Raw genomic sequence first — 12,645 nt, 5'->3', positions numbered from 1 at the left:
TTTGGCCGAAAGCCGACGGTCGCGAACGGCAGCAATCGGCCACAAGCTGACATTCTCACAGTATCTTGATAGACATCCTTGAGGCCTGAGAGGCTCTCTGAAATTGGGGACGACTCAATGCAACCCCACTCTAGGGCCGCGCTGTACTCGTCCTCTTAACTACCTGCCCAGAAGACTGCTTGAGGTAAGGACTAAATAGTATTGCTGCCCTCAACGAATGTGCCGCCGACATGCAACTGCTCAAGTATTTTGAGAGCCAAGAGGCCATAGACTACTTCAGGCTTGGTGTCATTTCGGGCGTACCGGATGTGGGTAACGACATGTGAGGTGCCAAAGCGTCGATTCGCCTCCGATGTTCCTTCGAGTACGCTTGCAACGATAACAGCCTCAACTAATGGTTCGTGATTACATGCCCCCTGCGGCGGGAGACACTCACAGATCGACTCATGCTGCTCACCAACTCCTAGGCGCAGTTGCAGGAGATTATGCCGAGGCCCAGTAGTACGTGAAGCGGCAAGGTACTCTCCGTGGCGGACGAAATGCATGTGATGTGGCTCTGCTGTTTGGTTAAAGGGTGCACTCTTCGCGTCAGGAACTGCGTCCGCCCCCATTCATTGTTAGAGCGTCCCGAAGGAAAAGCGAGCACGAGAGGGCGGTCGCGTAAGTTGCCCGGCTTCTGTGCGGTACGCCCGTCGCGGTGTTCGCCACCGCGACGTGGGCGAATCATGTTTCGTCGCGGACCTGCATCAGCGCGAACCCCAGCAGATTCAGGCCTCGCCACAGGTTGGGGTTATTCGCGTTTACGTGATCCTGGGCGAGTCCGATGCCCCAGATGCTGTCAACCGGGCTGGCCTCAACGATGATGCGAGAACCGGTATTCTTGAGGAATGCGTTCAACTCCGGGTTTTGCGAGAACTTGGCCTGGTTGGCCCGGACGACAATTGCATACCGGTGTTGCAACCAATCGTGTTCGTTGAATCCACGCACGTTGCGGCCAAGCGCCTTGGCCGCGTTGGGCGTAGGCGCCGTTAGCACTTGAGCGCGAATGTCCTGATCGCCGAACAAGGCTGCTTTCTCTGCCATCATGAAATGTTCGGCAGTCGCGTAGCGTTGCCCGTCGACAACAAATTCGGCTTCGAACCACTGGCTGAAGCACGAAGCGCTGACTCCGTGCCTGCTTCGCTGGTGTCCCCAGAAAAAGACATAGTTCAGCTCCTCTCCAGCGTTGAAGCGGGAGCGGAGGTCTTCCAGATATTTGGAGTCGTGCAATTGGACTTCCTTCATGCTTTGTCAAAACCAAACAATGAACGCAGCCAGCCTGCCGACTTCCGTTCATAGAAGGGCGTGGTTTGCTTGAGTAAGTAATCGCCAAGGCCTGAATCTGCGTCATGAACGCGGTACAGGTCAACGGGTTCGCCATCCGGAGCCAAGTCCGCGGCAACGCTGCCCGCTTCGCGCATGACCTGTTCAAAATCGCCGTCCGCTTCGATCCCGATGATCAGATGAGGCTTTTGGTCAGACGAAGCGTCATGCATCAATGCCAGAAACGCGCGCTTCACATTGCGATGTCTGGCGAGTAGTTGCTTGAGCGAATGGACCATCTTCGAGGGATATTGCGACGGCTGTCCCAGCAGTACCTGAGTGTCCTTTTCGACCGTGCGCTGCACCGGTCCCTGGCCGATCTCATCGGACAGCAGGTAGCGCACTTCCTCGGGGAAAAACTCTTTCCCGTAGGGAGACTTTGGATTGAGGAAAAGAGGAGTGCCCAGCGTGATTTCAAACAGCGATCTGGCCGGGATCTCTATATAGGACTCCTCGCTGTTTATGGATCTTCGTAGTGTATGCAACGAAGTGAAAAACGGGATGACAGCGGAGCCGTCGGGCTTTTGCCAGTGCGCAATGCTGATGTTGCTGCCTGCCTCAAGATTGACTTGCCCTTCGCCAGTGCCGGCGGTGCCTAGGACGTAGATATCCGAATTCAGCAGCGTCTTGAAAAAATCAGGTCGGTGGGCGGGTTCATCCGCCGCCAGTCTGAGTGACTTTTCGAGGGTGTTTTCTTGCTGGGTATCCATGATGTCCATCGGCCGTTCCATCAATGCAGGCAAAAAAATGGGTGACAAAGAACGCGCAGTTTTTCACGCTGCTGTGAAAACAGGAAGAACTGAAGCCTGATAAATCTGCCGCATCAGGAAGGCAACACTGCGTGATGACGCCGAGCCGCGTGGAAAGAATGCTCTATCTCGTCTTCAGTTCATTTGCGCACCGTAGAAGTGGTTGAGCAGTATCAACTCAATCACAGCTACAAAAACGCACAGCACGAGAAAGCCAGGACTGAAGACGCGCTTGCGGCCGGATGAGCTTGTATCCATCCAGTTAGCGCCGGAATCGCCGGAACTCAGCAGCAGGAACATTACCCAGGCACAAGCCCAAACTTTGCCCCAGAAACCAGCATTTCTGAAAGAAGTCATCCGTGTTTTTCCGTATGCCGCTTGATTCGGCAGACCTTTATTTGCTGGTTAAGCTTGGCGGGAGGGTATTTACGCCTCCCAGAGAACGCTTCCGTGCCAAACGAGACGGCCGATTGATTTCCTCAACCCCCAGAAACGACAAAGCCCTGAATAATCAGGGCTTTGTCGTACATAAGATGGCGGAGGCGATGGGATTCGAACTCATGGACCTGTTACAGTCGACGGTTTTCAAGACCGTTGCCTTAAACCACTCGGCCACACCTCCGTTTGCGTTGCGGGCGCCATAATACCTGAATGAAACACACTGTCAAACTCTGTGCATGGCTTGTTACAGAGCGTCTGTTATGATCTTTGCCACTGAACGTTTCAAACCAACAGGAGTGTCGCCATGCGCGAACAGGATTACGCAGTTCACAACAGCGTGCAGGCTGAGCAGCTAGAGGTTAGCCGCGTCCTGCGCAACACTTACGGTCTACTGGCGCTCACCCTCGCATTCAGCGGTGTGATGGCTTTCGTGGCCCAGCAGATGCGCGTCGGCTATCCGAACATTTTCGTGGTGCTGATCGGTTTCTACGGGCTGTTCTTCCTCACCAACAAACTCCGTGATTCTGCGTGGGGCCTGGTGTCCGCCTTTGCGCTGACCGGTTTCATGGGTTTCCTGCTCGGCCCGATCCTCAACCGTTACCTGGGCATGCAGGGCGGCGCAGAAGTGGTCAGTTCGGCATTCGCCATGACCGCACTGGTGTTCGGTGGTCTGTCGGCCTACGTGCTGATCACCCGCAAGGACATGAGCTTCCTCGGTGGTTTCATCACCGCCGGTTTCTTCGTGTTGCTGGGTGCAACGCTGGCGAGCATGTTCTTCCAGATCAGCGGCCTGCAACTGGCGATCAGCGCCGGTTTCGTGCTGTTCTCGTCGGTGTGCATTCTGTTCCAGACCAGCGCGATCATCCACGGTGGCGAGCGCAACTACATCATGGCAACCATCAGCCTGTATGTATCGATCTACAACCTGTTCATCAGCTTGTTGCAGATCTTCGGCATCATGAGCCGCGACGACTGATCGCTGTTTGTGAATCAACAAAAAACCCGCTTCGGCGGGTTTTTTGTTGCCCGTGCGAAAGCGTAGTGGCCTTTCACCGACATTTTTTCAAGAAATCATGGCGCCTTTATGGAATTGGCCTACACCTAAGACAAGGAAGAACGGCAGGCGGTCGACAGGAGTCGGCATGCAGTAACACCTTCTACAGCCCCCGCATCCCATTTTTCTTCTTCTGTTCAAGCCCGGAGCGTCGCCCGGGTTGTCGTATTCGTTCATCCGGAAAACAGGAGGTCCTCCAAACCAGCCTACCCAGATTCAACCGTGAGTTGCTCTCGGCCCGCAAGCCGAGTCCCTGATTATCAAAAAAATAATGGAGGCCCTGGTGGTCGGACTCGATTCATGGGTCGCTGCAGGCGTTGTCCCAATCAAGGAGATCATCGATGAACCAGCCCCAAGGAAAGCGTGCCGTATTGGCTATCACGACAGCACTGTTCAGTGCCTCGACTCTTGCCGGTGTCTACCCCGATTTTGGCTATCAGCCACCCGCCAGCCAATATTCAGGCCCGTTGTTCGAACTTAGCCAGAGTTACCCGACCCAAGCTCCCCAAGGAGCGCTGCCGGATTTTTTCAAAAAACTCCCGGCCAAACCCGACAACAACTTTGAAACCTGGCGTGCCTACATGGAGGAGGTGAAGCACTATTGCCTGGAAGGCAATGTCGAGGTTGATTGGAATGTACAGAAGAACAAGCTGCGCCAGTGGTACCACATGCCTTGGCAGCACTATGGCCCGCTGGGGCGTGAAGGTATTCATGGTCTGACCAAGGAAGCGCAAATTCCGGTCAAACAACTGGCACAGACGCAGATCGCCAGCGGCCAGACCTACGCCGTGGGCATTTACAACGACATTGGCGCCTACACCATTGGCGAGGTCTGGAAAGATCCGAACAACCCGGATCCTGGCTTCACTTCGCAACCCAAAAGCTTTGCCAATGGCACCGTAGTCTGCAAGGCATTGTTTGCCGATATTGATCGCACCACCGTACCGTTCCTCGTCAACCCGGTGTTGTGGCAAGGCTATATCACTGAAACTTTCACGTCCGCAAATCGCAAGATCAAAGATGTTGCGCTCATTCAGATGGACATCGCCGTGCGTGATACCCGTATGAGCGACACAGGCTGGATTTTCGGCACCTTCCAGTACAACGGGGCTAAAACCGGCAAACCCGGTTGGGACAATCTCGTTCCGGTCGGGATCATGTGGGGTAACGATCCGAAAGAAACCGGCAATGACTTCACCAATCCGACGCCGACTGAAACCAGAATCAACCCGGCATTGCAGCAGACGGCAATCAACGCCAACACCAAAGAACTGCCGCCCACCCACCTGGGCTGGAACGGTCGCCTCAACGGGCCTGTAGACAACCCCAACAGTTCCTGCCTCAGCTGCCACGCCACGGGGGAGTCGCCACAGGTGGCGATCATGAATCCCACCTTCCAGCCCAAGGACAAAATACCGAGCCCGGGTTCTGCGGAATGGATGAAGTGGTTCCAGAATATTCCGGCGGGTCATCCGTTCACGCCAGGGACCAAGAGCACGGACTACAGTCTGCAACTGTCAGGCGGTCTGGTTAATTATTTCGAATGGAAATGTGACATGAGCGGGATCTACGCCGATGGCAAGAACGCCTGCGCCAAGGTTCAGAACCTCAAGTTGAAAATGCTCAAGACAGGCGACGACAATTCGCAGCATCAGCAAAAAGTCATGCGTGACCCAAGCCTGCAGCAATTGCTTGAGTAAAGTGCAGTAGCCTCCAGACGTCTCGGCGTCTGGAGGTTTTCAATCAGTTGATCACCATACTGCCATCGGCCAGTTGCTTGTAAATCGTGTAGGGCAGCAAGAATGTGTCCAGCACACCCGAAACTGCTGCATCGACCACCAGGCCAAGGGAGGCGTTGTTGTAATTGAACGCGTCGACGTCATCCGGCTTTTCGGCGTGCAGCATGCAGAAGTCGTAGGTTGCACCGCTGTAAATGCGCGGAACAGCGCCGCAGTAGCTTTTCTTGGTCTTCAGCTGGTCCACGGAAGCCTTGTCGCTAAGCACGACGGTCTGCACCGTCCCGCACCCGCCGAGCATCAACAGCGTCAGCATCACTGCCTGAATTCTCATTACCGCCCAATCCTTTCGCCGGAAAAACCTCAATCTACGCCGAGCAGGCGCAAAAAGCACTCACGCCATCGGCGGTAACCGGCGTTTGACCGGGGTTTTCTTGACGATCGCGGTGTTGGTTTCGGCCAGCGTATTGAGGCGGTCGAGCAGGGTGTCCAGTTGTTCCATCGAACGCACATGCAATCGGGCGATGAAGCAGTCTTCCCCGGTGACCTTGTCGCACTCGGTGAATTCCGGGATCGACATGATTTGCCGCTCCACCTCCTGCAATTGCCCCGGCAGTGGTCGCACCCGGACGATCGCCTGGAGCTGATAGCCGAAGCATTTGGGGTCGATCTCGACGGTATAGCCCTTGAGCACGCCGCGCTCCTCCAGGCGGCGCAGGCGTTCGGCCACGCTGGGTGAGGACAGGCCGCTGATTTGCGCCAATGCCTTGAGCGAGCGACGCGAGTCGTCCATCAAGGCGCTGATGAGGATCTGGTCGATATCGTCGGTCATGGGGCAACTCCGGTATTAGGCATTTAAGGGAAACTACCCACGATAAAAAAGGCAGAAATCGAGTTTAGCCTGCTTTCTGCGCTGGAGGCGCTCATGGTCGGCTTGGCATACTTTTGCCACGCTTTCGTCAAACGCTTAGGGAGATCGATGATGGACAACACAATACGCCGTGGTTCATTGGAAATGACCGCCGCCATGCTGATTTCCGGGACCATCGGCTGGTTCGTGCTGGTGTCCGGGCAACCGGTGCTGGATGTGGTGTTCTGGCGTTGCGTGTTCGGCGCCGGCACCTTGCTGCTGATATGCGCGGCTTTCGGCTTCTTGCGTCCGGGCATTCTGACCCGCACCACGTTCCTGCTCGCGGTGCTCAGTGGGGTGGCGATTGTCGGCAACTGGGTGTTGTTGTTCGGCTCGTATTCCCGCGCCTCGATTGCCATCGGCACAGCGATCTACAACGTGCAGCCGTTCATGCTGGTCGGTTTGGCGGCGCTGTTTCTCGGCGAGAAAATCACCTTGCAAAAGCTGTTCTGGCTGGCGATTTCCTTTCTCGGCATGCTGGCGATCGTCAGTGCCCATGGCGGGCAGGGCGAGGGCGGTAGCGAATATCTGCTGGGGATTGCGCTGGCGTTGGGGGCGGCGTTGCTCTACGCGATGGCGGCGCTGATCATCAAGCGCCTGACCGGCACGCCGCCGCATCTGATCGCGCTGATCCAGGTCTGCACCGGAGTGCTGTTGCTCGCGCCGTTCGCGCACTTCAACGGCCTGCCGCAAACCAACGGAGCCTGGGCCAGTCTGGTGACGCTGGGCATCGTCCACACCGGCCTGATGTACGTGCTGCTGTACGGCGCGATCCAGAAACTGCCGACTGCCCTGACCGGTGCGCTGTCCTTCATCTACCCGATTGCGGCGATTTTCGTCGACTGGTTCGCCTTCGGCCATCGCCTGCAGATCCTGCAATGGATCGGGGTGGCAGCAATTCTGCTGGCCGCCGCCGGGATGCAACAGGGCTGGGGCCTGAAAGCCCGGCGCCAGCTCAAATCGGTTTGATCAGATCCTTGAACAGGCCTTTGAGCTGCTGATTGCCGGCATCCACCAGATGGTTGTCGTCAAAGTACAGCGGCACGCCGTCCATGGAGCCCATGCAATTGCCGTCGGGGCACAGGTACGGCGTCGGGTCGATCACCGTCGCGTTGCAGCGGCTGGCGGCGGCTTCGATGGTTGCGATGGCGATGCGGTTGCGCTTCTCATAGACCTGCAACGGCAAGGAAATGTCTGTGTTTTGCCGGAACAGACGCTGATTCAGATTCAAGCCCTTGTAGACGCTGAAAGGCATCTCCGGGATCGGTTTGACGATATACACCGGATGGTTTTCCGCGATCGAGCAGACCGTGCTGACGTATTCTTCGGTATACGCTTCGGCAAACGTGGCCTGGCGCTCGGGAAAGGAAATCCGGTAGCTGTTTTCCCGGCCCGAATCCGCATACAGCGCCGCACGGCTGAACAGCACCACCGGCACGCCGGCGTACGCGGTTTTCAGTTGTTGCAGCTTTTCCTGATTGAAGCCCCGGCACTGGCTTTCGACGGTCTTGTCTTGCATGGCGAAGTGCGTCAGGGTCGGGCAACCGCCCCGTGACCATGACAGCGCCGCTTGCGGGTTGTCCATCTGCACCGCCGCTGCGGTGGATTGCGCATGGCTGTCGCCGTACAGAATCACCGACACATCACCCGTGCCCAGTTTGCAATCCGCCGCCGCATAGGCATTCGGGTAGCACTCCTGCGGATACAGCTTGCTGGCGTATTCGGGCTGGCCGAGTTCGACCAGTGCCGGACGCCAGTCGGGGTGTTGCTTGACCAGCGACGACGTCGTTGCCGACACGGCTACCACCGCTACCGTCAGTGACGCGAACTTGATCACTGTTCGAGTAGCGCTCGTACCTTTTTTCACCTTCGATTCCACCAGATAGAAGGACAGGGTGCCGAGGGCGAACGAGGCGATGATTGCGCCGATCACGTGCGGCCAGCTGCTCAACAGCCCGCACAGGTAAAGCAGTACCACCAGCGGCCAATGCCACAGGTACACCGAGTAGGAAATGCTCCCGACAAATTGCAGCGCAGGATTGCCGCTGAACATCGACCGGGTGTTGGCGTGAATCACCAGCATCGTCCCCAGCACCGGCAACAGTGCCAGGTAGCCCGGCCACAGATCCGCCTCCGAAAAAACCAGCACGCTGACGGCGACTGCCAGCAGGCCGAATCCTTCGCAAATCGCGCCGCCGCGCTGGCTCAATCGTAGGGGAAACAGAAAAACCAGCCCGCCAGCGATCATTTCCCAGGCGCGGGTGGGCAGCATGTAGAAAGCGAACGTCGGGTTGACGCGGGTCACGACGATGGACGCCAGCAGCGAAATCAGCGCCAAGGCCAGCAAGGCAAAGCGAGTTTTATCGGTGCCGAATAACCGGTGCAGCCCCATGATCAGCACGGGGTAAAGCAGGTAGAACTGCCATTCGACCGACAGCGACCAGGTATGCAGCAACCAGTTTTCATGCAGCGGCGCCGCGAAGTAATTGCCGCTTTGGGCAAAGCTGAAGTTCGAGCTGAACAGCAGACTGCTCTTGATCGTACGGATGGTTTCGCGCAAGTCATCCAGCGGCAGATAAAAGTAGCCGAAGATCAGCAGCGCAACGCACAGGATCAGCAGGGCGGGAATGATGCGGCGGGCGCGGGAGGCATAGAAACCGAGGAGGGAAAAGTCCTGCTGCTGCACACCCTTGAAGATGATGCCGGTCATCAGGAAGCCGGAGATGACGAAGAACACGTCTACGCCGACGAACCCGCCCTCGAACCCTGGCACCTTGAAATGAAACAGCACGACCGAAAGCACGGCCAGTGCCCGCAGGGCGTTGATACTCTTCCTGAATTGCATTTATGCGTCCATGTCACATCCGTTGTGCGGCGCATTGTAGTGATGATGTCGGATTTGTTACATGGATTTTTCCGCTGATTCAGATGTTCCAGCGCGGCGCCGTCATCGCCAGGCGTTGGCGCAGTTCACCAATGTTCGCGGCCAGTTGTCGGGTCAGCAACCGGTAGCCGTCCAGCGTGTTGTAGACCCGTGTGTCGAGGCTGGCGTCAGGCAACTCCAGCGGGCGCTGCAGGCGTTGCGTGGCACCGGACTTCAAGGCCCGGGCCATGCCGATCAACTGTATGCGGATCAGCCGGTGCTCGGCCCGCAGTGCCGATTGCAGGTGCGCCATGGCTTCGGGGTCGTTGGCATCCGGGCGGGTGTTGCCGAGGATCTCCAGGGTACTGACGCACATCCGCAGGTTGCGTTGAATCGCGTCCAGTTCGGTCATGGAGATTTTCACTTCCTTGGACACCGAAGGCATCAGCGAGCGCAGTTGCACCATAACGGTAGTCACCCGGCCCATCAGCTTCAGATGTTCATCGGCGCTGACCGGTTGGCCGCTGATGATCCGCCCGTACAACGTGGCGCAGTCGCGCAAGGCGTCGGCCAGGTTGTAGCGCCACGAATACACCGCGTACAGCGGCAGGGCGAAGGAAAAGGCGAGGGCCAGGGCGATGCCGATCAGGATGTCGACCCCGCGCCACAAGCCGTCAGTGATCGGGTTGTCGCCATGTCCGGCAACGATGAACACGGTGATCGCCGAGAGCAGGGCGGTGTAACCACCTTTGCCGATGGCGTGATAGGAGAAGAACCCGCAGACCACCGCCATGGCAAAGTAGGTCAGCCACGGCAGGCCCAGCCATGCCTGTTGCGCCACCAGCAGCAGACCGACGCCGGCACCGATCAGGGTGCCGGTGGCGCGTTCGGCGGCTTTCTTGCCGATGTTGCCGTGGTGTTGCAGACCGCCGATCACCACCAGCATGGTCACCGATGCCCACTCGCCGTGGGGCAGGTTGATGCCGGTGGTCAGCAGGATGGTCGCCAGCAGCCCCAGCGCTACCCGCACCGCGTGAATCAATCGGGCGTGCTGGTAGCGGCGGTACGGGTCCAGCAACGGACGCAGGATTCGCCGCAGCAGCGGTGGCAGTCGTTGGGTGCTGAAGGTGCTCAGTGCAAAGTCCTCGTCAGAAGATGTAATCGGTGGTCAGGAAGCTCGAATCGCGGCCGCGAATGATTTCGCTGATCAGATCCTTGTTGCTGTCCTGGAACTTGGTCGCCACCAGTGTGCGGATCGAAAACACCCGCAGGGCATCGTGTACCGACAGCGTGCCCTCGGCGGAGTTCTTGCGCCCGTTGAACGGGTAGGTGTCCGGGCCGCGCTGGCACTGGGCGTTGAGGTTGATCCGCCCGACCTGATTGGCGAAGGTATCGACCAGTCGGCCGATCGCCACCGGGTTGGTGCCGAACAGGCTCAGTTGTTGGCCGAAATCCGATTCCAGCACGTAGTCGATCACGGTATCGAGGTGACGGTACGGCACGATCGGCACCACCGGGCCGAACTGTTCTTCGTTGTACACGCGCATCTGCGGCGTCACCGGGTACAGCACGGCGGGGTAGAAGAACGATTCGCGACTCTCGCCGCCATTCGGGTTGACCACTTGTGCGCCCTTGCTCTGCGCGTCGGCCACCAGACCGTGCAGGTAGTCGACCTTGCCCGACTCCGGCAGCGGCGTCAGCGCCACGCCGCTGTCCCACGGCATGCCCGGCTTGAGGGTGGCGAGTTTGGCGTTGAATTTTTCGATGAAGGCGTCGACCACGTCCTCGTGCACAAAGAGGATCTTCAGCGCGGTGCAGCGCTGGCCGTTGAACGACAGCGAACCGGTGACCGCTTCGCTGACCGCATTATCCAGATCGACTTCCGGCAGGACGATGCCGGGGTTCTTCGCATCCAGGCCCAGCGCGGCGCGCAAGCGGTGTGGTTTCGGGTGCAGTTTCTTCAGGTCGCTGGCGGCCTTGTTGGTGCCGATGAAGGCGAAGATGTCGATCTTGCCGCTGGCCATCAGCGCGCTGACGGTTTCGCGGCCGCTGCCGTAGATCACGTTGATCACGCCGCTCGGGAAGCTGTCGCGGAACGCTTCGAGCAACGGGCGGATCAGCAACACGCCGAGCTTGGCCGGTTTGAACACCACGGTATTGCCCATGATCAGCGCCGGAATCAGCGTGGTGAAGGTTTCGTTCAGCGGATAGTTGTAAGGCCCCATGCACAGTGCCACGCCGAGCGGCACGCGGCGGATCTGGCCGAGAGTGTCCTGCTCCAGTTCGAAACGGCTGGAGCGGCGGTCGAGTTCCTTCAGCGCGTTGATGGTGTCGACGATGTAGTCGCAGGTGCGGTCGAACTCTTTTTCCGAGTCCTTGAGGTTCTTGCCGATCTCCCACATCAGCAGCTTGACCACGGCTTCGCGCTGTTGGCGCATGCGGCCGAGGAACGCTTCGACGTGCTGGATGCGTTCGGCCACGCGCATGGTCGGCCACAGGCCCTGACCACGATCGTAGGCACGCACGGCGGCGTCGAGGGCGGTGAGGGCGGTGTCGTCGTCGAGCAGCGGGGTGCTGCCGAGAATCACTTGTTCATCGCCATTTTCGCCGTGCAGATACACCGGGCTGCGCACGGTGGCGAGTGGTCCGTCCCAGCGCCGCAGTTGGCCATCGACGAGGTATTCGCGTTGCTCGACCTGACCGTCGAGGCGGTATTTTTCCGGGATGTCGCTGACAGAAGGGAACAGATTGCCAAGGATGTTTGCTGTGGTCATGTCGCTACCCCGTGTTGATGTCCGTATACAGATCAAAAAGTCTTTACAGGTTATACGCCTGAATGCGCCGATATTTAAACCCGCCAATGTCACGCGAATGTCACGCAGAGATGCGGAACAGAGCTCTGACTGGTTTATGAAATCCAATGTGGGAGCGGGCTTGCTCGCGAATGCGTCCTTTCAACTGACATCCTCATGGCTGACACACCGCATTCGCGAGCAAGCCCGCTCCCACAGTTGAATGGGGTGGCCTGAACACTCTCTACTGGCCCCGGTTGGCCCCATCGTTGTCCGGCAATGCCCTCAACCCGCTGCCGTGCCTGCCTTAAGGTGTGATCACAACAAAAAGCGATGCCACCCTCGAGGATCGTTATGCGGGCAATCCGACTCACTTTACTGCTGGCGCTGATGATGACGCTGTGCGGCTGCGACGAAAAATCCGCACCGCCGGCGACCACTCACAATGCTACTCCCACCGACCCGGCACTGGCGCAGATCTACGCCAACAGCTGCCAGCTGTGCCACGCCAATCCCGCCGCCAACGCACCATTGACCGGTGACCGAAAAGCCTGGGAGCCGCGCATTCGCCAGGGCGCCGACACGCTGCTCGACCACGCCATCAACGGCTACAACGGCATGCCGCCGATGGGCCAGTGTGTCGAGTGCAGCGAAGAACAATTTATGCAACTGATCGGCTTCATGGCCGACCAGCCCCTCCCACAATAAGGGTGCGCGCATGAGCATGGATCTGACACG

The 12,645-nt window shown here is 58.3% G+C and carries 12 protein-coding genes and 1 tRNA gene; 4 read left to right on the top strand and 9 right to left on the bottom strand.

Annotated features, from left to right (window positions below):
* Positions 1 to 723 precede the first annotated feature (723 nt).
* The 4 genes from KCG87_RS09235 to KCG87_RS09220 all read right to left on the bottom strand — a co-directional run bounded on the left by KCG87_RS09235 (position 724) and on the right by KCG87_RS09220 (position 2,733).
* The gene (locus KCG87_RS09235; RefSeq protein ID WP_210556962.1) at positions 724 to 1,269 is read right to left on the bottom strand and encodes an NADAR family protein; all 546 of its coding nucleotides are present in this window, start codon (positions 1,267 to 1,269) and stop codon (positions 724 to 726) included.
* A gap of 11 nt (positions 1,270 to 1,280) precedes the next feature.
* The gene (gene sseB / locus KCG87_RS09230; protein ID WP_210556967.1) at positions 1,281 to 2,081 is read right to left on the bottom strand and encodes an enhanced serine sensitivity protein SseB; all 801 of its coding nucleotides are present in this window, start codon (positions 2,079 to 2,081) and stop codon (positions 1,281 to 1,283) included.
* Positions 2,082 to 2,246: 165 nt separating this feature from the next.
* A complete protein-coding gene (locus KCG87_RS09225) occupies positions 2,247 to 2,468 on the bottom strand; it encodes a hypothetical protein (RefSeq protein WP_098963790.1) in 222 nt (73 codons plus the stop codon).
* 177 nt (positions 2,469 to 2,645) lie between these two features.
* Positions 2,646 to 2,733, bottom strand: a tRNA-Ser gene (locus tag KCG87_RS09220).
* A 123-nt stretch (positions 2,734 to 2,856) separates the two neighbouring features.
* Here KCG87_RS09220 and KCG87_RS09215 point away from each other — a divergent pair.
* Positions 2,857 to 3,528: a Bax inhibitor-1/YccA family protein gene (locus KCG87_RS09215; RefSeq protein ID WP_027613775.1), complete on the top strand. Its 672-nt coding sequence runs from the start codon at positions 2,857 to 2,859 to the stop codon at positions 3,526 to 3,528.
* A gap of 419 nt (positions 3,529 to 3,947) precedes the next feature.
* On the top strand, positions 3,948 to 5,306 hold the full coding sequence (locus tag KCG87_RS09210; RefSeq protein WP_210556968.1) for a hypothetical protein: 1,359 nt from the start codon (positions 3,948 to 3,950) through the stop codon (positions 5,304 to 5,306).
* A gap of 43 nt (positions 5,307 to 5,349) precedes the next feature.
* Here KCG87_RS09210 and KCG87_RS09205 read toward each other — a convergent pair whose 3' ends face one another.
* A complete protein-coding gene (locus KCG87_RS09205; RefSeq protein WP_210556969.1) occupies positions 5,350 to 5,676 on the bottom strand; it encodes a YceK/YidQ family lipoprotein in 327 nt (108 codons plus the stop codon).
* 60 nt (positions 5,677 to 5,736) lie between these two features.
* Positions 5,737 to 6,174 carry an Lrp/AsnC family transcriptional regulator gene (locus KCG87_RS09200; protein WP_027613772.1) on the bottom strand — a complete coding sequence of 146 codons (438 nt, stop codon included), beginning with the start codon at positions 6,172 to 6,174 and terminating at the stop codon, positions 5,737 to 5,739.
* 150 nt (positions 6,175 to 6,324) lie between these two features.
* Between KCG87_RS09200 and KCG87_RS09195 the strand changes: the two genes are divergently transcribed.
* On the top strand, positions 6,325 to 7,221 hold the full coding sequence (locus KCG87_RS09195) for a DMT family transporter (protein WP_135295683.1): 897 nt from the start codon (positions 6,325 to 6,327) through the stop codon (positions 7,219 to 7,221).
* On the opposite strand, the gene KCG87_RS09190 is transcribed toward KCG87_RS09195, so the two are convergent.
* The 3 genes from KCG87_RS09190 to KCG87_RS09180 form a co-directional block, all read right to left on the bottom strand.
* Positions 7,208 to 9,097 carry an acyltransferase family protein gene (locus KCG87_RS09190; RefSeq protein WP_210556970.1) on the bottom strand — a complete coding sequence of 630 codons (1,890 nt, stop codon included), beginning with the start codon at positions 9,095 to 9,097 and terminating at the stop codon, positions 7,208 to 7,210. The two genes, KCG87_RS09195 and KCG87_RS09190, sit on opposite strands and share 14 nt — an antisense overlap.
* Before the next feature lie 79 nt (positions 9,098 to 9,176).
* Positions 9,177 to 10,217: an FUSC family protein gene (locus tag KCG87_RS09185; RefSeq protein WP_210557416.1), complete on the bottom strand. Its 1,041-nt coding sequence runs from the start codon at positions 10,215 to 10,217 to the stop codon at positions 9,177 to 9,179.
* Between the two features lie 46 nt (positions 10,218 to 10,263).
* Positions 10,264 to 11,889 carry an NADP-dependent glyceraldehyde-3-phosphate dehydrogenase gene (locus KCG87_RS09180; RefSeq protein WP_210556971.1) on the bottom strand — a complete coding sequence of 542 codons (1,626 nt, stop codon included), beginning with the start codon at positions 11,887 to 11,889 and terminating at the stop codon, positions 10,264 to 10,266.
* Positions 11,890 to 12,261: 372 nt separating this feature from the next.
* Here KCG87_RS09180 and KCG87_RS09175 point away from each other — a divergent pair, with 372 nt between their 5' ends.
* Entirely contained in the window at positions 12,262 to 12,615 is a 354-nt protein-coding gene (locus tag KCG87_RS09175; RefSeq protein WP_210556972.1) for a c-type cytochrome, read from the top strand.
* Positions 12,616 to 12,645: the final 30 nt, after the last annotated feature.

This window comes from Pseudomonas sp. MWU347, from assembly GCF_017947305.1.
GTDB lineage: Bacteria > Pseudomonadota > Gammaproteobacteria > Pseudomonadales > Pseudomonadaceae > Aquipseudomonas > Aquipseudomonas putida_A.
Note: the sequence above shows the minus strand (reverse complement) of the source record. Positions and strands in the feature narration are given on the sequence as shown.

Coding starts and splice junctions, on each gene's coding strand:
- sseB (WP_210556967.1), bottom strand. CDS start 2,081: ATGGACATCATGGATACCCAGCAAGAAAACACCCTCGAAAAGTCACTC.
- KCG87_RS09225 (WP_098963790.1), bottom strand. CDS start 2,468: ATGACTTCTTTCAGAAATGCTGGTTTCTGGGGCAAAGTTTGGGCTTGT.
- KCG87_RS09215 (WP_027613775.1), top strand. CDS start 2,857: ATGCGCGAACAGGATTACGCAGTTCACAACAGCGTGCAGGCTGAGCAG.
- KCG87_RS09210 (WP_210556968.1), top strand. CDS start 3,948: ATGAACCAGCCCCAAGGAAAGCGTGCCGTATTGGCTATCACGACAGCA.
- KCG87_RS09205 (WP_210556969.1), bottom strand. CDS start 5,676: ATGAGAATTCAGGCAGTGATGCTGACGCTGTTGATGCTCGGCGGGTGC.
- KCG87_RS09200 (WP_027613772.1), bottom strand. CDS start 6,174: ATGACCGACGATATCGACCAGATCCTCATCAGCGCCTTGATGGACGAC.
- KCG87_RS09195 (WP_135295683.1), top strand. CDS start 6,325: ATGGACAACACAATACGCCGTGGTTCATTGGAAATGACCGCCGCCATG.
- KCG87_RS09190 (WP_210556970.1), bottom strand. CDS start 9,097: ATGCAATTCAGGAAGAGTATCAACGCCCTGCGGGCACTGGCCGTGCTT.
- KCG87_RS09180 (WP_210556971.1), bottom strand. CDS start 11,889: ATGACCACAGCAAACATCCTTGGCAATCTGTTCCCTTCTGTCAGCGAC.
- KCG87_RS09175 (WP_210556972.1), top strand. CDS start 12,262: ATGCGGGCAATCCGACTCACTTTACTGCTGGCGCTGATGATGACGCTG.